Origin of the sequence: Micromonospora noduli (genome assembly GCF_003264365.1) — a bacterium.
In the GTDB taxonomy this organism is placed as follows: Bacteria; Actinomycetota; Actinomycetes; order Mycobacteriales; family Micromonosporaceae; genus Micromonospora; species Micromonospora noduli.
Window position 1 is genome coordinate 57487 of the sequence record NZ_PYAK01000002.1, and the last position, 24407, is coordinate 81893.

Sequence of the window (24407 nt, forward strand, 5' to 3'; positions counted from 1 at the left end):
AAGGCACCCCCCGTGAGTGACAAGCCCAGCGTCCTGTTCGTCTGCGTCCACAACGCCGGCCGCTCCCAGATGGCCGCCGGATGGCTGCGCCACCTCGCCGGCGACACCGTCGAGGTCCGCTCCGCCGGCTCCGCCCCGGCCGACACCGTCAACCCCGCCGCCGTGCAGGCCATGCGCGAAGTCGGCATCGACATCACCGACCAAACCCCGAAACTTCTGGAGTACGCCACGGCGGAGTCGTCCGACGTCATCGTGACGATGGGCTGCGGCGACACCTGCCCGGTCTTCCCCGGCAAACGCTACGAGGACTGGAAGCTCGACGACCCGGCCGGCAGGGGCGTCGACGCCGTGCGCCCGATCCGTGACGAGATCCGGGACCGGGTGGAGAAGCTCCTCACCGACCTGAACCTCGCCACCGGACCGAGGCACACCCCTCAGCGGCCTCCGGCGTAGCGGGCGCGCTCGCCCAGCTCCTCCTCGATGCGGATGAGCTGGTTGTACTTGGCCGTGCGGTCGGAGCGCGACAGCGAGCCGGTCTTGATCTGACCGCAGCCGACGCCCACAGCCAGGTCGGCGATGGTGGTGTCCTCGGTCTCCCCGGATCGGTGCGACATCACCACCCGGTACCCCGCCTTGTGCGCGGCGTCCACCGTCGCCAGGGTCTCGGTGAGGGTGCCGATCTGGTTGACCTTGACCAGGATCGCGTTGGCGTAGCCGCCGTCGATCCCGTCGCGCAGCCGGTCGACGTCGGTGCAGAAGACGTCGTCGCCGACCAGCTGCACGCGCTCCCCCGCCACCGCAGTCAGTCGCTTCCAGCCGGCGATGTCGTCCTCGGCCATCGGATCCTCGATCGAGCTGATCGGGTACCGGGAGACCAGGTCGAGCAGGTAGTCGATGTGCTCCTCGACGGTGCGCCGGCGTCCCTCGCCGACGTAGTCGTAGACGCCCGCGCGGAAGAACTCCGAGCTGGCCGGGTCGAGGCAGATCCGCACGTCGACGCCGGGCTGGTAACCGGAGTCCTCGATGGCGCGCAGCACGAACCGCAGCGCCTCGTCGGCGTCCGTGACGTTCGGCGCGAAGCCGCCCTCGTCACCGACGTTGGTGTTGTGCCCGGCGGCGGCCAGGGACGCCCTGAGGGTGTGGAAGACCTCCGCGCCCATCCGGACCGCCTCGGCGAACGTCTGCGCTCCGACCGGGGCGATCATGAACTCCTGGAAGTCGAGCGGATTGTCGGCGTGCGCGCCACCGTTGATGATGTTCATCATCGGCACCGGCAGCAGGCGGGCGCCGACGCCACCGACGTAGCGGTACAGCGGCTGCCGGTGGGCCAACGCCGCAGCCTTCGCCGTCGCCAGGGACACCGCCAGGATCGCGTTGGCGCCCAGTCGACCCTTGTCCTTGGAACCGTCGAGAGCGATCATCGTCTCGTCGATCAGGGCCTGGTCCTCCGCGTCGAGCCCGAGCACCGCGTCGGCGATCTCGCCGTTGACCGCGGCGACGGCCGTGCTGACGCCCTTGCCGTGAAAACGCGTCCGGTCCCCGTCGCGCAGCTCGACCGCCTCGTTCGCCCCCGTCGACGCGCCGGACGGCACGGCCGCCCGGCCGGTCGACCCGTCGGCGAGGACCACGTCGGCCTCCACTGTCGGGTTGCCCCTGCTGTCGAGGATCTGCCGAGCACGCACCCGACTGATTGCCGTCATCACACACTCCCTGCTCAAGCTGCCTGTTCGCAGCCAGACTGGCAGGAAACGGCGGCCCTGACACCGCGACGATGGACACGTTGACCCGTACCCCGGGGTGCGGGTTTAGGGTCGCGGGATGCGGGTGGGTGAGTTGGCACGCCGGACCGGAACCACGGTCCGGGCACTGCGGTACTACGAGTCGGCCGGGCTGGTCGTACCCCGGCGGCTGGGCAACGGCTACCGCGAGTACGACCCGATCGCGGTGCGGCTGGTGGCGCAGATCCGGGAGCTGATGGCGCTCGGCCTCACCGTCGAGGAGACCCGCCCGTTCGTCGAGTCGATCGCCGATGGTTCCGACGACACCGACGTGTGCGCGGCGGCGGTGGCCACGTACCGCAGCACCATCACCAACCTCCAGGAACGGATCGGCAAGCTGACCGCCCAGCGGGACGCGCTGGACGCCCGCCTGGACGCCGCCGCGACCCAGGTCGTACCCGGCAGTCCCGCCGAAGGCGCCGACCCCACCACGCTGGTCGGCGTCAGATTGCCAGCGCTGTCCTTCTACGGCACCGACGGCCGCCCGGTCGATCTCGGCGCGCTCGGCCCCGGCCGCAGCGTCATCTTCGTCTACCCGCTGACCGGACGACCGGGCGTCGACCTGCCCAACGGGCTGCTGGAGATCCACGGCGCGCGCGGCAGCACCGAGCAGGCCGCCTGGTTCCGCGACCACCACGCCGAGCTCCGCGCGGCCGGCGCCGCGCGGGTGTACGGCCTGTCCGCGCAGTCGACCGGGTACCAGCGAGAACTCGCGCACCGACTGCGGCTGCCCTACCCGCTGATCCCCGACCCGAGGCTGACCCTGGCCGACGCGCTGCGGCTGCCGACCCGCACCGCCGGCGACATGACGCTCTACGAGCGGCTGACGCTGATCGTCGCCGACGGCGCTGTCGAACACGTCTTCCACCCGATCCCGGACCCGGCGTCGCACCCACTGCACGTGATGCGGTGGCTCACCAAGCGACGCCAGGCCCCCGGATCGGTTGCCGCCTAGAAATCGTCGTCGAAGGCGACAGTGCCGGTCACCCCGACCTGGTACGCCGACACCCGCCGCTCGAAGAAGTTGGACAGCTCCTGGACGTCCTGCAGCTCCATGAAGCCGAACGGGTTGCTCGACCCGTAGTGCGGGGCGATGCCGAGCTGGGCGAGGCGGCGGTCGGCGACGTGCTGGAGGTACTCCCGCATGTCGGCCAACGTCAGACCGGGCACACCATGGCCCAACAGGTCCTCGGCGAACTGCACCTCACACTCGACCGCCTCGGTGAGCATCCGGCGAACCTGGTCGGCGAGGTCGTCGTCGAACAGGTCCGGTTCCTCGGCACGGACGGTGTCGACGACGTCGAACGCGAACGCCATGTGCATGGACTCGTCGCGGAACACCCAGTTGGTGCCCGAGGCGAGGCCGTGCAGCAGGCCGCGGGAGCGCAGGAAGTAGACGTACGCGAACGCGCCGTAGAAGAACAACCCCTCGATGCAGGCGGCGAAGCAGATCAGGTTGAGCAGGAACGTCCGCCGGTCCTCGCGGGACCGCAGCTCCCGCAGGTCGTTCAGTGAGTCGATCCATCGGAAGCAGAACTCGGCCTTGCGACGGATCGAGGGGATGTTCTCGATGGCGGCGAAGGCCTCGAAGCGCTCCGTCTCGTCGGGCACGTACGTGTCGAGCAGGTTGAGATAGAACTGGACGTGCACGGCCTCCTCGAACAGCTGACGGGACAGGTAGAGGCGACCCTCCGGGCTGTTGACGTGCTGGTAGAGGTTGAGCACCAGGTTGTTGGCGACGATCGTGTCACCGGTGGCGAAGAACGCCACCAGGCGGCTGACCAGGTGCCGTTCTGCCGGCGACAGCTTGTCCAGGTCGGCGAGGTCGGCGTGCAGGTCGACCTCCTCGACCGTCCAGGTGTTGCGGATCGCGTCGCGGAACCGGTCGAAGAAGTGCGGGTAGCGCATCGGGCGGAGAGTCAGGTCCATCCCGGGGTCGAGCAGCATGTGCGTGGTCCTCGTGTCGGTGGTGCTGGCGTCGGTGGTGGTGGCGCTGTCGGCGGGGGTCACTGGCAGGCCTCGCACGACTCGGGGTTCTCCAGCGAGCAGGCCAGCGCCTCCGCGTCAACCCCGACGGCGGGCGCGACAGCGCTGACGGTGGCCTGCTGGATCCGCGTCGCGGGGCGCGAACGCAGGTAGTAGGTGGTCTTCAGGCCGGCCTTCCAGGCGTACAGGTACATCGACGAGAGCTTGCCGATGGTCGGCGCGGCCAGGAACAGGTTCAGCGACTGGGACTGGTCGATGAACGGGGCGCGGGCGGCGGCCAGGTCGATCAGCGCCCGCTGCGGCAGCTCCCACGCGGTGCGGAACAGCTCCCGTACGCCGGCCGGCAGCTCGGCGATGTCCTGCACCGACCCCTCCGCCCGCTTGATCGCCGAACGGATCCGCTCGGTCCACAGACCGCGGGCCTTCAGCTCGCGTACCAGAGCGGTGTTGACCTGGAGGAACTCCCCCGACAGAGTCTCGCGCTTGAACAGGTTGGACACCTGCGGCTCGATGCACTCGTAGCACCCGGCGATCGAGGCGATGGTCGCTGTCGGCGCGACCGCCACGAGCAGCGAGTTGCGCAGCCCGTACGCCTCGACCCGCTCACGCAGCGCGTCCCACCGCGCGGTCTGCGTACCCTCGACACCCCACAGGTCGGGCTGGAGCTGGCCCCGCGCGGCCCGGGTCTGCGGGTACGCCGGATGCGCGCCGAAGTCGCGCGCGAGGTCGGCGGAGGTCTCCAGCGCGGTCAGGTACAGCTCCTCGCTGATCAGGGTGGACAGCTCCCGCGCGGCCGGCGAGTCGAACGGCAGCCGTAGCGCGAAGAAGACGTCCTGGAGGCCCATCAGCCCGAGTCCGACCGGCCGCCACCGGGGGTTGCTCGCCGCCGCCTGCGCGGTCGGGTAGTAGTTGATGTCGATGACCCGGTCGAGGAAGGTCACCGCGGTCCGCACCGTGGCGCGCAGCCGCTCCCAGTCGATGCCGCCGTCGGTGAGGTGGGCGGCGAGGTTCACCGAGCCGAGGTTGCACACGGCGGTCTCGGTGTCACTGGACACCTCGACGATCTCGGTGCAGAGGTTCGACAGGTGCACCACGTTGCCCGGCTCGGCGGTCTGGTTGCAGAGTCGGTTGGCGGCGTCCTTGAAGGTCATCCATCCGTTGCCGGTCTGGGCGAGGGTCCGCATCATCTTCCCGTACAGCTCCCGTGCCGGGACCTGCCGCACGTAGCGACAGTGCGCCTCGGCCTCCCGGTACGCGGCGTCGAACCGCTCCCCCCACAGGTCGGGCAGCTCGGGCACCTCGTGCGGGTCGAACAGCGACCACAGCTCGTCGGCCTCGACCCGGCGCATGAACTCGTCCGGGATCCAGTTGGCCAGGTTGAGGTTGTGGGTGCGCCGGGCGTCCTCGCCGGTGTTGTCCCGCAGTTGCAGGAACTCCTCGATGTCCGGGTGCCACGGCTCCAGATAGACGCAGGCCGCGCCCTTGCGCCGGCCACCCTGGTTCACCGCGGCGACGCTCGCGTCCAGCGTGCGCAGCCACGGCACGATCCCGTTGGACTGCCCGTTCGTGCCCCGGATCAGCGCGCCTCGGGAGCGGACCCGGGAGTACGCGATGCCGATGCCACCGGCGAACTTGGACAGGTTGGCGACCTGGGCGTACCGCTGGTAGATCGAGTCCAGCTCGTCGAGCGGGGAGTCGACCAGGTAGCAGGAGGACATCTGGGTGTGCCGGGTGCCGGAGTTGAACAAGGTCGGTGAGCTGGGCAGGTAGGCCAGGCTGGACATCAGCCGGTAGAAGTCGACCGCCTCGTCGGCCGTCCGGGACAGTCCGCAGGCCACCCGCAGCAGCCAGTACTGGGGGGTCTCCAGCACCAGTCGGCTGGTGGGGTGGCGCAGCAGGTAGCGGTCGTACACGGTGCGCAGGCCGAAGTACTCGAACCGGCGGTCGCCGTCCGGGTCGATGGCGTGGTCGAGGGTCGCGGCGTGCGCGGCGACGAACGCGGCGGTGTCGTCACCGATCAGGCCCTCGGCGTGGCCGACCCGGATCGCCGCGCTGAACGAGGTGATGCCCTGTCGACGCACCTCCTTGTCGACGTAACCGGCCAGCAGCCGCGCGGCGAGGCGCGAGTACTGCGGCTCCTCACCGATCATCTCGGCCGCGGTCTGGATGGACAGCCGGTCCAGTTCGGCAGTGGTCGCGCCGTCGTAGAGGCCGCTGATGGTGCGGGTGGCCACCCGCATCGGGTCGACGTCGGTCAGGTCGTCGGCCCACCGTTCAACCGCTCGGACGATCTTGTTCACGTCCACGGGTTCGGTGCCGCCGTCGCGCTTGCGGACCTGCATCGGCGTCCGCCGCACTGTCGCGTCGCCGCTGGTCGGGACTACCTCGGTGACTGTCACCACTCGCTCCTCGGAGTTCGAGACCTGGTGGCCCGGACGCGAGGAGACAGACACCAACGGACGCCACGCCAGCCCGGCGTGGGTCAGGGGGCGTCAGCCGTCCCACGCGGCCTCGGACCGCCGCCCACCCGGGTACGGGTACGCGGCGCGCTGGCAGGTCTTCGGACTCGCGGGCACGACCGGTGTCGCCGGTCTCCTACTGGCCGTCGCTTCCCAGGCCGATTGGTGGCCCAGTGCTGTTGACGGCGGTCGTTCCCACTCACCGCTGCGGGACAGTCCCGGATTTCCACCGGGTTCCCTGTTGCCTCGACCACCCCGGATGAGCGGCCGAACCAGCTGCGCTCGACACCATATATAGGGACGCAGCCGTTGTCACACCCCACATGTCGTTCTCGGGCGTGTCGGCACCGACTCGGTGACCACCGTCACCACCCCGGCCGGCCACGCCACGCCGACCGACGCCCGGCACCGGAGACGGGCTCTCCGGGCGGGTGTCGACAGTCGACAGAGATTTGACGTATCGAGGCCAGGGTGGCGCAGGCCGCACTCATACGCCACCGTCAATGCCCTGTGATGGGATGGAACATCCAATCTCCACGGACCGCCACTCCCGCCACCTTCACCCGTCAACCGGCACGATGGGCGGCAAGGCGGATCGGCACGGCGAGGCAAACATCATATGTCTGTGGGCCTGCGATGATCGACATCGTTGACGCGCCGGAGCGGCCCTCCGTATACTCCCAGTGATCATCTGATCTTTAGCCTAGCCGGGCGAGGAGCGCATGCCGCAGATCACCGCCGTCACCGTCGAAGACGTCCGCTTCCCCACCTCCCTGACCGCTGACGGGTCAGACGCCATGAACAAGGACGGCGACTACTCGGCGGCCTACGTCGTCCTGCACACCGACGGCGTCGACGGCGTGGGCGCGCCACTCGCGGGGCACGGCCTGACCTTCACCATCGGTCGAGGCAACGACATCGTCGCGGCGGCGGCAGTCCACCAGGCACAGCTTCTGGTGGGCCTGGACGTGGCGACGATGGCAGCGGACATGGGCGCGGTCTACCGCCTCCTCACCTCCGACTCGCAACTGCGCTGGCTCGGCCCCGAGAAGGGCGTCGTCCACCTGTCCCTGGCCGCCGTGCTGAACGCATCGTGGGACCTGGTCGCCCGGCTCGCCGACAAGCCGCTGTGGCGGCTGCTCGTCGACATGTCCCCCGAGCAACTCGTCGACATCGCGGACCTGCGCTACCTCTCCGACGCGCTGACCCGTGACGAGGCACTGGCCATCCTGCGGGCCAAGGAGGGCACGAAGGCCGCCCGCCTCGCCGAGCTCGACCGGACCGGCTACCCCGCCTACACCACATCCGCGGGTTGGCTCGGCTACGGCGACGACAAGCTGCGCCGGCTCTGTCAGGAAGCGGTGGACACCGGCTACGGCTACGTCAAGCTCAAGGTGGGCGCCAACCTCGACGACGACATCCGCCGATGCGCGATCGCGCGGGAGATCCTCGGGCCGGACCGCAACCTGATGATCGACGCCAACCAGGTGTGGGACGTCGGTCAGGCCATCGAGTGGGTCACCGCCCTCGCCCAGTTCACGCCACTGTGGATCGAGGAGCCGACCAGCCCCGACGACATCCTGGGCCACGCGGCCGTCCGCCGCGCCGTCGCGCCGATCGGCGTCGCCACCGGCGAACACTGCCACAACCGGGTGATGTTCAAGCAGCTGTTCCAGGCCAAGGCCATCGACTTCTGCCAGCTCGACACCGGCAGGTTGGCCAGCATCAACGAGATCGTCGCCGTGCTGCTGCTCGCCGCGAAGTTCGACGTCCCGGTGTGCCCGCACGCCGGCGGTGTCGGGCTGTGCGAGATGGTCCAACACGTGTCGGTGCTCGACTACGTCGCGATCTCGGGGGACCTCACCAACCGGGTCACCGAGTTCGTCGACCACCTGCACGAGCACTTCACCGATCCCTGCATCATCCGGGACACCGGTTCCGGCAGCGGATACGTCCTGCCCAGCCAGCCCGGCTACTCCACCCGGATGCGTCAGGAGTCGGTGGCGCTCTACCGGTTTCCCGACGGCCACTACTGGGCGGCGACAGACCCGACTACCGTGTCATCTCCGGAGGCGGCGTACGTGATCGCGGGTGGGAAGGCCACCCCCGCCGGCCGCTAGGGGGGTCGGTCATGTCTCGCACTGACGAAGTGGTCAACGGCATCAAGCGGATGATCCTCGAAGGGCAGTTCAGGCCCGGGGACCGGTTGCCCATCGAGAAGGACCTCGCCGAGCAGCTCGGTGTCTCGCGGGGGTCCCTGCGCGAGGGGATGTCAGCCCTGTCGATCCTCGGCATCGTCAACATCCGCCAGGGCGACGGCACCTACGTCACCAACCTCGACGCGCCACAACTGCTGGCCCCGATGGGTTTCGTGGTGGACTTCCAGGGCCAGGGCGACCCCCGCCACATCCACACCGTTCGCCGTCTGCTGGAGTGCGAGGCCGCCTGCCTGGCGGCGACCAGGATCACCGACGAGGCCCTGACCCAGGCGGGTGACCTGCTCGACGAGGCGGCCCGGTTGATCGGCCAGTCACCGCCGGACCACGAGCGGATCATGGAGATCGACATCGCCTTCCACCGGATCATCGCGGTGCACGCCGAGAATCCGGTGCTGGTCGGCCTGATCGAAGCCTTCGCCGGGCGCACCATCCGTGGCCGGCTCTGGCGGAGTCTGCACGAGGAGGGCGCGGACCTGCGGACCCATGACGAACACGTGGCGATCCTGAAGGCCCTCGTGGCGCGCGACCCGGAGCGGGCGCGCACCCGGATGGCCAACCACCTGATCGGCGTGGAGGAGTCGTTGCAGGGGTTACCCGACGACGCTGACGCCAGCATCGAGACGGCCCGGTCGTGACGGCCGATCCTCACGGCTGCACGTCGAGCAGCCCCTCGTCGTACAACGCCGTCCAGAGCTGATCCGGGACGTCGACAGCAGATCGACGCAGGGTTTCGGTCACCTGGGCCTCGTCACGCATGCCGACCACCGTCGAGACCACGGCCGGGTGACGACGGACGAACGCCAACGCCGCCTGGGGCAGCGTGACGCCGTACATCTGACAGACCCGCGCTATCCGGCGGGCCTGATCGATCACCTCTGCCGGCGCCTGCTGGTAGTCGTAGACGGCGTCGGTCGGCGGCATGTCCCGGGCCAGCAGCCCGGAGTTGTAGACGCCGGCGACCACCACGCCGACGTGGCGGGCCTGCGCGAGGGGCAGCAGGTCGGTCAGGGCGCCCTGCTCCAGCAGGGTGTACCGGCCGGCGCACATCACCACGTCCACGTCGGTCTCCGCCACGAAGCGGGCCAGCATCGCGGACTGGTTCATCCCGGCCCCGACGGCACCGATCACGCCCTGTTCCCGCAGCTCCACCAATGCCGGGATCGCCTCGCGCGTGGCCTGCTCCCAGTGCTCGTCCGGGTCATGCAGATACACCACGTCGATCCGGTCCAGGCTGGTGCGCCGAAGGCTGGCCTCCAGGGAACGGTGTACGCCGTCGCGGCTGAAGTCCCAGACCCGGCGATGGTCGGCGGGAACGTCGAACCCCTCCGGATCACGCCGGTGCGCCGTCTCCGGTGACGGCACGAGCAGCCGGCCGACCTTCGTTGAGACCACGTACCCGCCGCGCGGGCGGGAGCGCAGGGCCGCGCCCAGGCGCCGTTCGGACAGGCCCAGCCCGTAGTGCGGTGCCGTGTCGAAGTATCGGACGCCGCCTGCCCACGCGGTGTCCACCGCGGCGGCGAACTGCTCGTCCGACGTCGCGCGGTAGAGATTGCCGCCCTGGGAGGCGCCGAAGCCCAGTGGACTCAGCCGCAGCGGCGAACCGACGCCGCTGCGGGTCGTCGGACGGGCGGGATCGCGCGCGCCCCGCTGGACGACAGCCGTCACCGCTCGTCCCGATCCACGTTGGTGCTGCCGGTCATCGCCGCGACCAGATCGTCGGTGGTGACCTCGTCGGCGCGGAGTTGGGCGGCGCGCCGACCGAGGCGCAAGACCTCGACCCGGTCGGCGATCTCGAGCACCTGCGGCATGTTGTGGCTCACCAGCACCACCGACATGCCGGCGTCACGGGCACGCCGAACGACGTCGAGCACCCGCCCGGTCTGGACCACACCCAGGGCCGCGGTGGGCTCGTCGAGGATGACCACGTTGGTTGCCCAGATGATGGCGCGGGCCACCGCCACGCACTGCCGCTGCCCACCGGAGAGCATCGCGATCGGGGTGGTGACCCGGGGGATCCGTACGCCGAGTTCGTCGAGGGCGGCGGCGGCGCCGTGGCGCATGGCGCGCTTGTCCAGCAGCCCGAGCCGGCCGAGTGGTCCGGAGCGGAGGATCTCCCGGCCGAGATACAGGTTGGCGGCCACGCTGAGGTCGTCGGCGACGGCGAGGTCCTGGTAGACCGTCTCCACTCCCGCCCGTCGGGCATCGACCGGAGTGGAGAACTGGACCGGGCGGCCGCCGACCCGGATCTCGCCCTCGTCGGGTGGGTGCACACCGGACAGGGTCTTGATCAGGGTGCTCTTGCCGGCGCCGTTGTCACCGATCAGCGCGACGACCTCACCTCGACGGACCGTGAAGTCGGCGCCACGCAACGCCTCCACATGCCCGAATCGCTTGACGATGCCGCGGGCTTCGAGGACCGGCGGTTCCGCGTCGGTGGGTTGCTGATGGCTGTCCGCGGTGGCAGTGGGGATCGCGCCCATCACTGCACCGGCGGGCGGGCGCAGCTGGGCTCGAGCACCGCCTTGATCTCCGCCGAGTCGATGTTCTCCTTGGTGACGAACGTGACGCCGGTGTCGGCCGACGCCAGCGGCGCCTTGTCCCGAAGGTGCTTGACCATCTTGTCGACGCCGAAGTAGCCCATCTTGAACGGGTTCTGCACGACCAGCGCGGAGATCTGGCCGTTGCGCACCCCGGCGATCTCGTCCGGGGCCGCGTCCCAGCCGATGATGACCACCTTGCCGGACTTGCCGGCGGCCTGGATGGCCTGGGCGGCACCGAGCACGCTCGGCTCGTTGGCCGCGAAGACGCCGGCGAGCTTGGGGTTGGCGGTGAGGATGTTCTCGGTGACCCGTCGGGCCTCGTTGACGTCACTGCGGCTCGGCTGCTGGCCGACCAGCTTCAGGTTGGGGTACTGGGCGAGACCGGCCTTGAAGCCGTCGACCCGCTCGGTGTTGGTCTGCGATCCGGGCTGGAACTCGACGAGCGCCACCTCGTGGTTGCCGGGGCCGAGTTCGGTGGCGAGCAGCTTCGCCGCCTCGGTCGCCGACGCGCGGTTGTCGGTGGCGAAGAGGGGCACGTTCGACGGCTGCGGGCTGGTGCCGGAGTCGATCATGGCGACCGGGATGTTGGCGCTGAGTGCCTTGTCGGTCGCCGGTGCCAGCGCGCTGGAGTCGGTCGCCGCGTAGACGATGCCGTCGACCTTCTTGGTGACGAAGTTCTGGATCAGGTTGACCTGGCCCTCGACGTCGGTCTCGGTGGTCACCCCGTCCCACTGGACGGTGACGTCCCCGGCGCGCTGCGCGGCGCACTCGGCGCCCGCCTTGACCGTGTTCCAGTAGTCGGCCCCGACCGCCTTGGGTACGACGGCGAGCTTCAACGGGCCGCTCGCGTCCTTGGTCGCGCCGTCGCCGCCGTCACGGACCTCGACCCCGCCGCAGGCGCTGAGCAGGGCGGTCGCCGCGGCTGCGGCCAGGATCGCCTGCGTGCGCAGGAGTCGTCCTCGCGTCCGCCGGCTGGTGGTGGTGTGTGCCATGGTGTGTGTCCTTCCTCGTTCGGACTCTCGGAATGGCATGTCAACCCCGTGATTCCAGCCGCCGGCGGCGGTACTGGTCGAAGTAGACGGCGGCCCAGATGATCACGCCGACGATCACCTGCTGGTAGTGGATGCTGATGTCGAGCAGGACGGCGCCGTTGCGGACCAGGGCGATGAGGAACGCGCCGATGATGGTCCCGACGATCCGGCCCTGCCCGCCGAACAGGCTGGCTCCGCCGATGACGGCGGCGGCGATGACGTCGAGTTCCAGCGAGATCCCGTAGTTGGGCTGGCCGGAGTTGACCCGGGACGCGGCGATCATGCCGCCCAGCCCGACCAGCACGCCGGCCAGCACGTACACCCCGGTCAGGTGCCGCCCGACCCGGATGCCGGAGCGGCGGGCCGCCTCCAGATTGGAGCCCATCGCGTAGGTGTACTGACCGAAGCGGGTCTGGGAGAGCAGGAAGGCGACCCCGACGGCGACCAGGACGGTGATCACCACGGCGAACGGAATGCCGAGGATCTGCCCGTTGCCGAGCAGTTGGAAGGACCGGGGAAGGCCGTAGACGCCGACCGCTCCGGTGATGATGAAGACCAGGCCCCGACCCACGGACATCGTCCCCAGCGTCGCGATGAACGGCGGAATCCGGGCAACCGTCACCAGCAGGCCGTTCAACAGCCCGGCCAGTGCGCCGACGCCGATCGCGACCGCCGTCGCCGCCCAGAGCGAGAAGCCGAGGTCGCGCACGACCATCGCGCCCAACACGCCGGCGAGCGCGGCGACGGACCCCACGGACAGGTCGATGCCCTTCGTGATGATGACCATCGTCTGGGCCGTGGCGATGATGGCGATCACCGCCGTCTGGGCGCCGATGTTGAAGAGGTTGTCCGCTGTGAGGAAGTAGGGACTCGCGAAGGTCAAGGCGATGAACAGGACGACCAGCGCGGTCGCGGCGGTGAACTCGGAGACGGCGTGGGAGATCCGTTCCCGGAACCAGTCGCTGAGTTCGCCGCGCTGCGTGCCGGCGGTTGCCTCGGCGCTACTCATCGTCGGACCTGACCTCCCCAAGCGCGGCGCCGGCGTCCGACGGGGACCCGCCGACGAGCCGAACGCCTGTGAGCGACCGACCCCGCTCGGACGGTGGTGCGGCTAGATGGCCACACATCCCTTGGAGATAGGTCGGATGTTTCCCACGATCAGGCGTTACCTTGCCACGCATTCACGTATGTTGCCAAGGTCTTGCGAGCATGTTTTGCCATCGTTACTTGCACCGCCGAAGGCATACGTCCGACCACATCGACATCGCTGCCGCCGCCAGCGTGTTATCGATAACATGCTATGTCCCCAGTTGGGAAGGCGCTGCCGTCTCAGGACGGGGCCAGCCGGTAGACCCGGCTGGCGGTCTGACGCCAGATCGCGGTCCGCTCGTCGTCGGACAGCGGGTCCAGCAGGTCATTGAGGACTGTGACCCAGCGGGTGTACGAGGTGGCGAGCAGGCACACCGGCCAGTCCGAGCCGAACATCAGCCGATCCGGGCCGAACACGTCCAGGGCGTGCTCGACTGCGGGCCGCAGGTCGGCAGCCGTCCAGGGCTGGCCGTCCACCTCGGTCACCAGGCCGGAGAGCTTCGCCGTCGTGTTGGGCTCGGCCGCGAGCGCCAGCAGGTCGCGCTGCCAGTCACCGAGATCGGCGCGCCCGAGCGGGGGCTTGCCGAGGTGGTCCAGGACGAACCGCACCTGGGGCAGGTCGTGGACGAGCCGGGCGGCCGCCGGCAGCTGATGATGGCGCACCAGGAGGTCGAAGGCGAGGCCGGCGGCACCGACCGCGGCGATGCCGTGCCGCACGTCGGGGCGGTCGAGATAGGTCGGGTCGGGTTCGGACTGGACCAGGTGGCGGATCCCGACCAGCCGTTCGCCGCCGCGGGCCCTGCGTAGCCGGGCGAGGCGACGGTCGACATCGGCGGCGGTGAGGTCGACCCAGCCGACGACCCCGGCGACGAGGGGGTCGTCGGCCGCGATGCCGAGCAGCTCGGGCGTCTCCGACCGAACGGCGACGGACTGGACGACCACGGTCTGGGTGACCCCGGCGGCCCGGGTTGCCGGGGCGAGCTCGACCGGCGTGAAGTCGTCGTCGATCGCGGCCATGGTGTGCGGGTCGATCCAGGGCTGTGGGTGCCGCGCCCGGACCCAGAGGTGATGATGCGCGTCGACAATGCCCTGTCGTCGCGCAACCTCGCCGGTCGTCACCGGCCCCGTCCTGGTGTGTTCGTCCACTCTGCACCCCGCCCCGCCGCTGATCGAAACCCTCCGGGTCGACCCGGAGCCACAGAGCCGATCTGGCAGGTTGACCATGTTAGCGGTAACAGAGTGTTCACGAGTCGCGGAACGCGCGCTACGACCGGCTGGCGGCAGTGTCGCCTTTTGGTCTGACGAATCCGCCGGCACCCTGCGGCTCAGTCGGCTCGTTGACCGAGCGATGGGTGCCGCGTTCGGTGCCCGGGGTCCGGGTTGACCGCCCGAGGCGGCACCGCTACCGTCGACCCACTATCTGCGGCGACGCGAGGGAAGCCGGTGTGAATCCGGCGCGGTCGCGCCACTGTGAGCGGTCCCCAACCACAACTGGGGCCGCGAGCCAGGACGCTCGGTCGTCCGCAGCCTTGCGATGGGGACGCGTCATCCCTGGGGAGGTTCGTGTATTCATGTCTAGCTCCGCTTCCAGCCAGCCGGTGGTGCACCCCGCTGGCAGTGCGCGTCTGATGTGGACGGCTCTGGCGACCGTTGCCGTGCTCACCCTGCTGGCGTACCTCGTCGCCTTCGACCAGGGGGCGGTGTCGCGCAGCGGGATGTACCTGCACGAGCTGATGCACGACGGCCGGCACCTGCTGGGCGTCCCGTGCCACTGAACACCACCGCCGCTCCCCCGTTCCTCGCCGTCCTCGTCCGCGGGCTGCTGGCCGGCCTGATCGCCGGCCTGCTGGCCGGGGCGTTCGCGTACGTCGCTGGCGAACCGCACGTCGAGGCAGCCATCGCCATCGAGGAGGCGGCGACGCACGCCGAGCCCGCCGCCGGTGCGCACGATCACGAGGACGCCCTGGTCGGCCGGTCGGGTCAGCGCGGCGGTCTGTTCCTGGCCACCGGCCTGTTCGGGGCCGCGATGGGTGGCCTGCTGGCCACGGCGTACGTCCTGCTGTCCCGGCGGCGTCGCGGCGACGACGACGGGCGGTCGGGTCTGCTGCTGGCCGGCGGGGCGCTGCTCGGTGCGGTGATCGTGCCGTTCGTCAAGTACCCGGCGAACCCGCCGGCGGTCGGCGACCCGGCCACCATCAACCAACGGACCGTCACCTACCTGTTGATGGTGGTGCTCGGGCTGGTGGCCGTGTGGGCCGGCTCGCTGGGCTACCGGTCGGTCGGTGCCCAGGCGCCGACGTGGCTGCGCGCCGCCGGGGCCACGGGCGGGTTCCTGCTGGTCACGGCAGTGTCGTACGTGGTGATGCCGTCCTTCCAGGAGGTTCCGGCGGACTTCCCGGCGACCCTGCTGTGGAGTTTCCGACTGGCCTCGCTCGGCACCCAGGTGGTGCTCTGGACCGGCATCGGCCTGCTGTTCGCGGCCCTGATGCACCACGAGCGGCGTCGCCGGGCCGGCACCGCACTGCCGAGCACGTGACCGGCACCAGCCTTCGGCTGGTCGCCCACGGTCACACCGCCGCTCTGCGCCGGGCCCGCTTCGGCGGCGCCGACGACGGCCTGGACGAGGGTGGCCTGCGTGCCGCACTCGCCCAGGCCCAGGCGGGCGCAGACCGGCGCGGGCCCCTCGGCGTCAACGCCACCTGCCTGTCCAGCCCCGCGGTGGCCGCCCGACAGACCGCCGACGCCTTCGGCCTGCTGCCGACGATCGAGACCGCGTTGGCCGACTGTGACTACGGGGACTGGTCCGGACGGTCGCTGGAGGAGATCGCTGAATCGCAGCCGCAGGCGCTGCACGACTGGCTGTCCGCACCGGGGTCCGCGCCGCACGGCGGTGAGTCCGTCACGGCCGTGCGGGATCGGGTCGGCAGCTGGCTGGACGAGCAGCAGGAAGCCGGTGGACGCGTCATCGCGGTCACCCACCCACTGGTGATCCGGGTCGCGGTGGTGCACGCCCTCGGTCTTCCGATGGCGACGTACCGGCAGGTGGACGTGGAGCCCCTGGCCGTCGTCCGGCTCACCAGCCGGGGCGCGCGCTGGCAGCTCCGACTGGGCGCACCGCGAGCAGGTTGAGGTCGAACCGAACGGCGCAGGCCGTGTCCACCACGAGTGGACACGGCCTGCGCTCGTTCGGCGACTGTCAGCCGCCTGCTCAGTGATGCCGGTGGGGCAGGTGCAGCTCGACCGGCTCGGGCGGAAGGTCGTCGACACCGGCGGCGACGGCCTGTTCGTGACGGCGACGCGCCGAGGGCAGGGCCAGTGCCGCGAAGACGGCCAGGACCGCGACGCCCGCGCACACCCAGAAGCCGGCGGTGAACGCCGCGTCGGTGGGCAGCCCCTGCGGGGTGCTGTTCGACGTGATGACGGCCGCCACGACCGCCGCGCCGATGCTGCTGCCGATGGTGCGGGCGATGGTGTTGACGCCGCTCGCCTCGCCGGTCTGCCCCGCCGGGACGCTCTCGATGATGGCGTTGGACATCGCCGCGAACGCCAGGCCGATGCCGGCGCCGGTGAGCACCCCGGAGAGCAGCACCTGCCAGGTCGCGCCGTGCGCGAGAGCCGGCAGCGCGAATGCGACGACGACCGCGACAGTGCCGAGGAACATCGGAACCTTGGGACCGAAGCGACGGTCCAGCAGGCCCGCGAGGGGACCGAAGACCACCATCATCAGGACGGTGGGCAGCAGGAACAGGCCCGCCTGGGACACCGTCTTGCCGAACCCGTACCCGGTGGCGGCAGGAAGTTGCAGCAGGGTCGGCACCAGCACGAACGTCCCGAACATCGCGAAGCCGAGGATCAGGGCGACGAGGTCGGTGGCCCAGACACCGCGAATCCGCATCAGGCGCATGTCGATGAGCGGCTCGCGTACGCGAAGCTCGACCCGGACGAACACCACCATCGCGACCGCGCCGAGCAGGAACAGGCCGATTGTCTTCGGCTCGGTCCAGCCCCAGCCCTGCCCCTTGCTCACGGCCAGCAGCAGCGAGACCAGCGAGACCGACAGGATGGCCGCGCCGAGCATGTCGAGCCGCCCGGGCGTGCGGACCCGCGACTCGGGCATTCCGAAGATGGCTCCGAGCAGCGCGACGACGACGAGGACCAGCGGCAGCCAGAACAGCCAGTGCCACGACAGGTGCTCCACGATCGGGCCCGCGGCCACGATGCCGACACCGGCGCCGACCCCGAAGATCGCCGACAGCAGGCCGACGGTGACGCCGACCTTCTCCCGGGGCAGTTGGTCGCGGACGAGGCCGATCGACAACGGCAGGATCGCTCCTGCGGCTCCCTGTAGCGCCCGCGCGACGATCAGCACTGTCAGGTTGGGGGCCAGGGCGGCGAGCAGGGTGCCCGCGGCCAGGGCCGCGAGGACGCCGATGAGGACCCGACGCTTGCCGATCATGTCACCGAGACGTCCGAGAATGGGCGTCAGCACCGAGGCGGCCAACAGGTACGCCGTGAGCACCCAGCTGATGTCTCCGGTCGAGACGCCCAGGTCCCTTCCGATGGTCGACAGCGCGGGCGCCACCAGCGACTGGAGCACCGCGAACGCCAGGCCGCCCAGCGACAGGTACAGCACCAGAAGCGTGCTGTTGGCGCGCGGGGCGGCGCCGGGCGCGGAGCCGAGGCGGGTCGGCTCCTCGATGGTGTGGGTCATGGAATCCCCGAACTAGATGTAAACGTTTGCTGACTTAGCCAGTATGCGCAGCCTGGGACCCATGTCAACAGTCGTTTACGTCACCCTCGGACCGCACCGGACGTTGCGGTCGGCGGAAAGTCAACATATGTTTACTTACTAGGCACCGACGCCGAGCCAGAGCGACAGAGAGGACGCGTCGTGACAGCAGAACCGCCTGTCCCCGCGACCAGCAACACCGCCGGCGAACCGGCCCAGCGTCGCCGTCGGGACGCGGCCGAGACCCGGCAGTTGCTGCTCGACGCCGCTCGCCAACGCTTCGCCCGGGACGGCTACGCGGCCACCACTGTCCGGGACATCGCCGACGACGCGGGCGTCAACGTGGCGCTCATCAGCCGCTACTTCACGTCCAAGGAAGGCCTGTTCGAGGCGTGCCTGCGCGCGGCCGGCGACGAGCTGCGCCGAACCACCGGCCAGACGCCGGCCGACCGGGTGCCCGAGGCCATCGCCCGGCACATCGCCGACCTCGGCGCGGCAGGCCTGTCGAGCCAGCTGTCACTGCTGTTGCGATCGTCCGGAGACGCGGGAGCCGACGAGATCCGGCGCGGCGTGCTGGTCCGTTCCAGTGAACAACTGGCGGCGGCTCGCGGGTGGCGTCCGGGCGAACCGGGCAGCGAACAGCTCCTGCTCCGCGCCCAGATGGCCCTCGCCGCCGGCATCGGAGTCGCGGTGCTGCGATCGTCGATCCGGCTGGAACCGCTGAGTTCCGCCACCGAACAGGATCTGGTCGGGCCCCTGCGCGACCTGGTCGACGCGCTGCTGCCACCGCGCTGAAATTTGATCTCTGCGATGCGGCGTGGGGCGGGCCGTGATCACGGCCCGCCCCACGCGGCTGTACTGTCCCCGGCTCGGTGCTAGCCGGTGACGGTGAACGGTCGGGAGACCTTCGTCGCCGACGTGGCGCCGTTCAGCGTGACGCTGGTCGCGCCCGCCTTCGCCGCACCCGGAACGCTGACCGTCGCGCCGGAGATGACGCCGTCACCGTTCGCGCGCACGGTGCTGACCGCCAGTCCGGCCCCGAAGGCGATGGTGACCACCTCGTTCGGCGCGAATCCGGAACCGTCGACCATGATCGACGTGCCGCGCGGGCCCGAGGTGGTCAACAGCGCCACCCGCGGCTGGTAGGTCCGCGCCTCCGGCTCCCCGGTCACCTGGACGGTGGCCGTGGCCGGCGTACGCGAGGACGCGCCCGTCGCGGTGACGGCGTACCGGCCGGGTTGTGCGTCACCGGAGGTCGGCACCGAGGCGCGGACCGTTCCCGACGCGGAGGCCGCGACCTTCATGGTCCGGCCCGGGTCGGTGCCGACGCTGACTGTCACCTGCTCACCGGCGGCGAAGCCGCTGCCGTTGACGGTGATCGCGCCACCGGTGGTGACGGTGCCGGCCGCGGACAGCGCGATCGCCGGCTGCGATCCGCTCCGAGCCACGGTCACGGTGAAGGACCCGGTGCTGCTCGACAGCGTGTCCCACGCGGTGACGCGCACCGTGTAGGTGCCCTCCCGCGCGTAGGTGTGCTGGCCGCTCATCGCGCCGGACGCGCCGATCGTGACGTCGTCCGGAACCGTGCCGTCACCCCACTGGACGCGGGCGCGGTAGCCCGTCGTACCGGGAACGCCGCCGGTCACCGCACCGAGGTTCGCCGCGAGGGCCTGCCCGGCGGTGGCCGTCTGGTTCTTCGGGGCGTCGGTCGTCAGCGCCGGGGCGGGCGTGCCGTCGTTGGCCACGGCGAACACATGGATCCGACCCGCCGAGCGAGGGTCACCGGTCTGCGTCGGCAGAGTCACCGACACCAGCGTCCTGCCCGCCGGAATCTGGTACGGCGCGGTGGCGAAGAGGAACGGCTGGGCGCCGTCGCGGCTCGTGCCCTGCAACCGGTACGCCGTCCGGGCGACGATGACGTTGCCGTAGGACGGGGTGCCGTTGGCGTTGCCGCCCAGCGTCCAGTCGCTCAACTGGATCGGAATGCTGGCCGTGCTGCCGTCGCTGAACGTCGCCGTGCCGGTGGTGCTCTGGTTGCCCTGCGTTCCGGCGCCGATGAACGAGATGCTCTTCGCGTCCTGCGGGAGGTCGAGGACGATGGTCGCCCCGTTGCCGGTGGCGTTGTCCGGCTGCCCGGCCGGGATCACCGGCACTGTGAACCGCAGCGCCGTTCCGGGAACCTGCAGCGGCTGGCCCTGGGTCACACCACCGGCCGCCAGGGCGGCCCGCGAGTACGCCCACGACTTGGCGTCACAGTCCGCCGCCAGGACCCCTTCGTCGCCGACGCAGACGCTGTCGAACGCGGCGGTGAGACCGGAGGCCGGGGCGTACGCCACCTCGACGCCGACCGTCGCGGAGCTCTGGCTTTCGCCGTCGGTTACCGTGACGTTCGCCTGGTGGTAGCCGGGTGTGGCGTAGGTGTGCGACCCGGCGATGCGGTAGACGGCCCGCGAGCTCAACGTCACGGTACCCGCGGTGACCGGCGTGCCGTCACCCCAGTCGATGGTGGCCTGGTAGCCGCTGGCGTCGCCGCCGGTGACGGTGGCCAGCGGCACCGAGACGGGTACGCCGGTGGTCGCGTGCACGCCGTCCGCTGCGGTGACCGTGATGTCGCCGCCCCCGAGGTCGAGGTCACCTCCGGCGAGCAGCTCGACCTCGGCGAGGTTGGTCTGCGCGGCGCCGACGGTCTTCGTGACGGCGAGGCGGAACTGGGCGAACCGTCCCGGCTTGTCGATCGAGTACGGGCGGGTCTGGTTGCGCCACGGGAACACCTGGGCGGTGCGGGAGTCCACTGTGGTCCAGGTGAGGCCGTCGTTGGAGCCCTGCAGACGCCAGTCGGCCGGATCGCCGGCACCGGCCCCGGACGTGACCGTGTAGTACTTCGGCTTCTGCTTGCCACCACGGAAGGCCCAGGTGATCTGCGGGGTCGCCGAGGTGAAGGTCAGCTGCGTGGTCGACGAGTCGTCGAACAGCTTCGACGCGTCCTGACCGCCGGTCGCGGTCGCGGTGCCGAGACCGGGGCCGGTGACGTCCTGCAACGGCTTCGGCGCCTCGTCACCCTTGGTCAGCGACGGCGGCGCGTCGTTCTTGCCGCTGCCCCAGGACGACGGCTTGGAGCCCATCTGGAAGTCGATGGTGCCGCCCTTGGCGAGCGTCGCGACGTCCACTGACAGGCCGCGCTGCTTCTTGCCGTTGACCGTCACGCCCTGCACGTAGACGTTCGCCGTGCTGTTGTTCGGCGCGTTGACGACGATGTCGCCGCTGCTGCGGTGCACGGTCATCCGGGTGAACTGCGGGGAGCCGATCGCCCACTCGGACGACCCGGCCTGCAACGGGTAGATGCCCAGCGAGCTGAGGATGTACCACGACGACATCTCGCCGTTGTCCTCGTCGCCCAGGTAGCCCTGGCCGATCTCACTGCCGACGTAGAGACGGCGCAGGATCTCCCGTACCGTCTCCTGGGTCCTGGCCGGCGCGCCCGCGACGTTGTACATGTACGGGATGTGGTGCGACGGCTGGTTGCTCATGCCGAGCTGACCCATCCGCACCGCGCGTGCTTCGAGCATCTCGTGGATGACGCCGCCGTACCCACCGGGGCGGTCGGCGTTCTCCGGGGTGGTGAAGAACGCGTCGAGCTTGTCCCGCAGCGCCTTCTGTCCGCCGTACAGGTTGATCAGGCCCTGGCCGTCCTGCTGGGCGGTGAACGCGAAGTTCCACCCGTTGGTCTCGGTGTAGACGCCACCCCAGTCCAGCGGGTCACCGGCGAGGAAGTTGCCGGCGGCGTCGCGGCCCTGGAAGAGCTTGGTCTTCGGGTCGAAGAGGTGGACGTAGTTGCGGGCCCGCTCCAGGAAGTACCGCGATTCCTCCTTGAGACGGGCGCGCTCCGACTTCGGCGTGGCCGGGTCCTTGGCGAGCGCCGCACCCATGTTGCCGATGCCGAAGTCGTTGATGTAGCCCTCCAGCGCCCAGGACACCGACTCTCCGGTGGACGTCGGCGTGTAGCCGAGGAACAGGGAGCTCTCGATGCCCTTGCGCCCGACCGCGCTGCGCCCGGACGCGACGGTCGCGTCCTTGACGGCCGCGTCGTACGCCGCGAGCGGGTCGGGCAGCTTGACCCCGGTGAGGTACGCCTGGGCCAGCGCCACGTTCGCGCTGGTGCCGGTCATCAGGTCGGCGTAGCCGGGGGACGACCAGCGGGCGATCCAGCCGCCGTCGCGGTAGTGCTGGACGAACCCGTCGGAGATCTTCGCGGCGACGTCCGGGTACAGCAGCGCGTAGGCGGGCCACACGGTGCGGTAGGTGTCCCAGAAGCCGTTGTTGACGTAGATCTGCCCGTCGACGATTTTCGCGCCGGTCCGGGTGGGGGTCGACGCGCCGGTCGGCGCCGAGACCGGGCTGGCGTACTGCCAGCGCGGCGCGGCGGCGGTGCCGGTGTTCTCCGACTGCGAGTTCGGATAGAGGTTCAGCCGGTACAGGTTCGAGTACATGGTGACCAACTGCGACTCGTTGGCGCCCCGCACCTCGACCCGGCCGAGCCGGTCCTTCCACGCGGCCGTCGCGGCGGCGTGGATCTGGTCGAAGCTCTTGCCGGTGACCTCCAGATCGAGGTTACGGCGCGCCTGGTCGACGGAGAGGAACGACGTGGCGAGACGCATCGTCACCTCCCGCGAGCCGAAGATGTCGAAGGTGGCCGAGGTCGCGGCGGACGCCGTCGGCGCCCGGTCGAAGGCGCCGGAGACGAACATCCGGCTACGACCGGCCGACAGGCCGCTTCCGTTGTCGACCCAACCGGTGAACGTGCCGTCCGTGCCGATGGTGAACGTGCCGTTGTGGAAGACGAGGCTCCCGGTCTGCTGCCCGGTGGGGAAGGTGAACCGCATGATCCCGGCGTGGTCGGTGGGCGACATCTCCGCGACCAGGCCGTTCTGGAGCGTGACCCGGTAGAGGTCCGGCTGCGCCGTCTCGTCGTCGTGGCTGAAGGCGAGCGCACGGCCGGCGGGCTGACCGGTGAGCGGCCCGCCACCGACGACCGGCATGACGGACATCTGGTTGCGGTCACCCATCCAGGGGCTGGGCTCGTGGGAGATCGCGAGGCCCTGGAGCATGGGCAGGTTGGCCTCGTTGTTGATCCGGTGGTACTCGTACTCCCACGAGTCGGAGGTCGCGTCGGTCACCGGGGTGAAGAAGTTGAACCCGTTCGGCACGGCGGTGATCGGCAGGTTGTTGCCGCGCGAGAAGCCGCCCGTCGAGTTGGTGCCCCGTCGGGTGTCGACGTAGTTGGTCAGCTTCGAGCCGTCGATCGACGCCGGTGTGGCCGTCAGCTCGATGTCGTCGAGCCAACCCTGGAACCGGGTCTCCCCGGTGGCCTGCGGATTGTCGTACGCGAGCAGGATGCGGTCGATCGTCTTGCCGCGCGCGACGGTGCCCAGGTCGGCCTGCACCAGGTTCCACTGGTCGGCGAAGAGCACCTTCGAGGCGCCCTGACCGGTACCCGTGAGCGGGTAGCCGTGCTGGTCGGCGGGCGAGCGGCCACTCAGGTAGCTGCCGTCGGTGAAGTGCAGGTCGACGGCGGTGTAGGTGGACGGGTACCGGCCGTCTCCCCCGGTGAACTCGGGGAAGATCTTGTACGACAGTCGGGTCGTCGGCCCGACCGGGATGGTGACGTCGAAGAGCTTGTTGGTCGCGTACGACCGGCCGTTGCCCTCGGCGCCGCCGGAGTAGCGCAGCGCGGCCAGCCCGGTGAACCCGACGTCCGGCTTCGTGGTGTAGCCGCCGTTCGGGCCGGCGGTCGCCTCGCTGACCATGGGGGTGGCCGGCGGGCGGACGTCCGAGCCGTCGCTGATGTTCCAGGCGGCGAGCTGCACGAGCGAGTCACCGGAGTTCGCTGTGACGTTGAGCCGGTAGAAGCCGTAGGCGTTCGGGTTGGTGAAGCTGTACGTCTTGGTGGCGAAGCGCCCGCTGAACTTCTCGCCGGCGCGCTTGTCCAGGTCGGTCCAGGTGCTGCCGTCGTTCGACCCCTGGACGACGAAGTCCCTGGGGTCGCGGGTCGGTGCGTCGTTGGCAGCGGTCAGCGAGTAGCGCACCACAGTCGCCGGCTTAACAAGCTGGTAGGTCACCCAGCCGCTGGACGCGAACACGAGCCACTTGGTCGACGGATCGTCGTCCTTGAGGTTCGCGGCGATCTCTCGCGGCTGGTTCTCGTCGCTTGCGGTCACGGCGCTGACCTGGCCGAGCAGGCTGCCGGGCAGCGTGGAGACCTTGCCGCTCAGGTTGGCCTGGACCGGCTTTCCGTTGGGGCCGACCTCCACGGTGCTGGTGGCGGGCTGCGGGTCGGCGGACTCGAACGAGGAGGTGAAGTTGCCCGGCGGTGCGGGGGTGGGGGCGGCGTTCGCCAGGGGCGCGGCGACGAGCAGGCCAAGCGGTAGTAGGGCGGCTGTCGTCGCCGCGATCAGGCGGGGTGAGAGAGGGCGCGCAAGGGGGGTGTGCGACATGAGGGACGGAGCCTTTCGACTCGAACCGGGTCGAGTACGTCGAACGTCTGGGCAGAGTGGAGCGGGTGGTGGGTCGGGGGCCCTG

Annotated in this window: 18 protein-coding genes and 2 riboswitches; of the genes, 8 read left to right on the top strand and 10 right to left on the bottom strand. The window is 70.2% G+C overall.

Annotation, left to right across the window (positions count from 1 at the left end; all coding sequences use genetic code 11):
• Positions 1–12: 12 nt before the first annotated feature.
• A complete protein-coding gene (locus tag GUI43_RS01825; RefSeq protein ID WP_112697729.1) occupies positions 13–453 on the top strand; it encodes an arsenate reductase ArsC in 441 nt (146 codons plus the stop codon).
• On the opposite strand, the gene eno is transcribed toward GUI43_RS01825, so the two are convergent.
• On the bottom strand, positions 435–1700 hold the full coding sequence (gene eno, locus GUI43_RS01830; protein WP_112602553.1) for a phosphopyruvate hydratase: 1266 nt from the start codon (positions 1698–1700) through the stop codon (positions 435–437). The two genes, GUI43_RS01825 and eno, sit on opposite strands and share 19 nt — an antisense overlap.
• Before the next feature lie 118 nt (positions 1701–1818).
• Here eno and GUI43_RS01835 point away from each other — a divergent pair, with 118 nt between their 5' ends.
• Positions 1819–2733, top strand: a complete 915-nt coding sequence (locus tag GUI43_RS01835) for a MerR family transcriptional regulator (protein ID WP_112697731.1) — start codon at positions 1819–1821, stop codon at positions 2731–2733.
• On the opposite strand, the gene GUI43_RS01840 is transcribed toward GUI43_RS01835, so the two are convergent.
• Entirely contained in the window at positions 2730–3725 is a 996-nt protein-coding gene (locus tag GUI43_RS01840) for a ribonucleotide-diphosphate reductase subunit beta (protein WP_112602787.1), read from the bottom strand. The genes GUI43_RS01835 and GUI43_RS01840 overlap by 4 nt on opposite strands.
• Positions 3726–3784: 59 nt before the next feature.
• Positions 3785–6106: a ribonucleoside-diphosphate reductase subunit alpha gene (locus tag GUI43_RS01845; protein WP_249037636.1), complete on the bottom strand. Its 2322-nt coding sequence runs from the start codon at positions 6104–6106 to the stop codon at positions 3785–3787.
• 192 nt (positions 6107–6298) lie between these two features.
• Positions 6299–6515: riboswitch (cobalamin riboswitch) on the bottom strand.
• Positions 6516–6945: 430 nt separating this feature from the next.
• Here GUI43_RS01845 and GUI43_RS01850 point away from each other — a divergent pair.
• Together GUI43_RS01850 and GUI43_RS01855 are read left to right on the top strand one after the other, a co-directional pair.
• A complete protein-coding gene (locus GUI43_RS01850) occupies positions 6946–8343 on the top strand; it encodes an enolase C-terminal domain-like protein (protein WP_112697735.1) in 1398 nt (465 codons plus the stop codon).
• A gap of 11 nt (positions 8344–8354) precedes the next feature.
• Positions 8355–9077, top strand: coding sequence for a FadR/GntR family transcriptional regulator (locus GUI43_RS01855; RefSeq protein ID WP_112589820.1), 723 nt, complete (start codon positions 8355–8357; stop codon positions 9075–9077).
• A gap of 10 nt (positions 9078–9087) precedes the next feature.
• Here GUI43_RS01855 and GUI43_RS01860 read toward each other — a convergent pair whose 3' ends face one another.
• The 5 genes from GUI43_RS01860 to GUI43_RS01880 all read right to left on the bottom strand — a co-directional run bounded on the left by GUI43_RS01860 (position 9088) and on the right by GUI43_RS01880 (position 14221).
• The gene (locus tag GUI43_RS01860) at positions 9088–10107 is read right to left on the bottom strand and encodes an aldo/keto reductase (RefSeq protein ID WP_249037621.1); all 1020 of its coding nucleotides are present in this window, start codon (positions 10105–10107) and stop codon (positions 9088–9090) included.
• Positions 10104–10922, bottom strand: a complete 819-nt coding sequence (locus tag GUI43_RS01865) for an ATP-binding cassette domain-containing protein (protein WP_112589823.1) — start codon at positions 10920–10922, stop codon at positions 10104–10106. The genes GUI43_RS01860 and GUI43_RS01865 overlap by 4 nt, the downstream gene beginning before the upstream one ends.
• Entirely contained in the window at positions 10922–11974 is a 1053-nt protein-coding gene (locus GUI43_RS01870) for an ABC transporter substrate-binding protein (RefSeq protein ID WP_112697737.1), read from the bottom strand. The genes GUI43_RS01865 and GUI43_RS01870 overlap by 1 nt, the downstream gene beginning before the upstream one ends.
• 40 nt (positions 11975–12014) lie before the next feature.
• Positions 12015–13022, bottom strand: coding sequence for an ABC transporter permease (locus GUI43_RS01875; protein ID WP_091406814.1), 1008 nt, complete (start codon positions 13020–13022; stop codon positions 12015–12017).
• Between the two features lie 320 nt (positions 13023–13342).
• Positions 13343–14221, bottom strand: coding sequence for an amidohydrolase family protein (locus tag GUI43_RS01880; RefSeq protein WP_249037622.1), 879 nt, complete (start codon positions 14219–14221; stop codon positions 13343–13345).
• A gap of 273 nt (positions 14222–14494) precedes the next feature.
• A riboswitch (cobalamin riboswitch) is annotated at positions 14495–14638 on the top strand.
• A gap of 35 nt (positions 14639–14673) precedes the next feature.
• Here GUI43_RS01880 and GUI43_RS01885 point away from each other — a divergent pair.
• The 3 genes from GUI43_RS01885 to GUI43_RS01895 are packed head-to-tail and all read left to right on the top strand — an operon-like array spanning position 14674 to position 16231.
• Entirely contained in the window at positions 14674–14877 is a 204-nt protein-coding gene (locus tag GUI43_RS01885) for a CbtB domain-containing protein (RefSeq protein ID WP_112589832.1), read from the top strand.
• Positions 14868–15638 (top strand): CbtA family protein, encoded by a 771-nt coding sequence (locus GUI43_RS01890; RefSeq protein ID WP_112602557.1) that lies wholly within the window; start codon positions 14868–14870, stop codon positions 15636–15638. The genes GUI43_RS01885 and GUI43_RS01890 overlap by 10 nt, the downstream gene beginning before the upstream one ends.
• On the top strand, positions 15635–16231 hold the full coding sequence (locus tag GUI43_RS01895; protein WP_211326627.1) for a histidine phosphatase family protein: 597 nt from the start codon (positions 15635–15637) through the stop codon (positions 16229–16231). The genes GUI43_RS01890 and GUI43_RS01895 overlap by 4 nt, the downstream gene beginning before the upstream one ends.
• A 79-nt stretch (positions 16232–16310) precedes the next feature.
• Here GUI43_RS01895 and GUI43_RS01900 read toward each other — a convergent pair whose 3' ends face one another.
• Positions 16311–17813 carry an MFS transporter gene (locus GUI43_RS01900; RefSeq protein ID WP_112697741.1) on the bottom strand — a complete coding sequence of 501 codons (1503 nt, stop codon included), beginning with the start codon at positions 17811–17813 and terminating at the stop codon, positions 16311–16313.
• Positions 17814–17993: 180 nt separating this feature from the next.
• Between GUI43_RS01900 and GUI43_RS01905 the strand changes: the two genes are divergently transcribed.
• Positions 17994–18626, top strand: coding sequence for a TetR family transcriptional regulator (locus GUI43_RS01905; RefSeq protein ID WP_249037623.1), 633 nt, complete (start codon positions 17994–17996; stop codon positions 18624–18626).
• 80 nt (positions 18627–18706) lie between these two features.
• On the opposite strand, the gene GUI43_RS01910 is transcribed toward GUI43_RS01905, so the two are convergent.
• A complete protein-coding gene (locus GUI43_RS01910; RefSeq protein ID WP_112697743.1) occupies positions 18707–24322 on the bottom strand; it encodes a GH92 family glycosyl hydrolase in 5616 nt (1871 codons plus the stop codon).
• Positions 24323–24407 lie beyond the last annotated feature (85 nt).

Bases quoted from the DNA above. Each gene is read 5' to 3' on its own strand.
- GUI43_RS01865 (WP_112589823.1), bottom strand. From the start codon at position 10,922: ATGGGCGCGATCCCCACTGCCACCGCGGACAGCCATCAGCAACCCACC.
- GUI43_RS01845 (WP_249037636.1), bottom strand. From the start codon at position 6,106: ATGCAGGTCCGCAAGCGCGACGGCGGCACCGAACCCGTGGACGTGAAC.
- GUI43_RS01855 (WP_112589820.1), top strand. From the start codon at position 8,355: ATGTCTCGCACTGACGAAGTGGTCAACGGCATCAAGCGGATGATCCTC.
- GUI43_RS01900 (WP_112697741.1), bottom strand. From the start codon at position 17,813: ATGACCCACACCATCGAGGAGCCGACCCGCCTCGGCTCCGCGCCCGGC.
- GUI43_RS01875 (WP_091406814.1), bottom strand. From the start codon at position 13,022: ATGAGTAGCGCCGAGGCAACCGCCGGCACGCAGCGCGGCGAACTCAGC.
- GUI43_RS01910 (WP_112697743.1), bottom strand. From the start codon at position 24,322: ATGTCGCACACCCCCCTTGCGCGCCCTCTCTCACCCCGCCTGATCGCG.
- GUI43_RS01870 (WP_112697737.1), bottom strand. From the start codon at position 11,974: ATGGCACACACCACCACCAGCCGGCGGACGCGAGGACGACTCCTGCGC.
- eno (WP_112602553.1), bottom strand. From the start codon at position 1,700: ATGACGGCAATCAGTCGGGTGCGTGCTCGGCAGATCCTCGACAGCAGG.
- GUI43_RS01885 (WP_112589832.1), top strand. From the start codon at position 14,674: ATGTCTAGCTCCGCTTCCAGCCAGCCGGTGGTGCACCCCGCTGGCAGT.
- GUI43_RS01835 (WP_112697731.1), top strand. From the start codon at position 1,819: ATGCGGGTGGGTGAGTTGGCACGCCGGACCGGAACCACGGTCCGGGCA.
- GUI43_RS01850 (WP_112697735.1), top strand. From the start codon at position 6,946: ATGCCGCAGATCACCGCCGTCACCGTCGAAGACGTCCGCTTCCCCACC.
- GUI43_RS01840 (WP_112602787.1), bottom strand. From the start codon at position 3,725: ATGCTGCTCGACCCCGGGATGGACCTGACTCTCCGCCCGATGCGCTAC.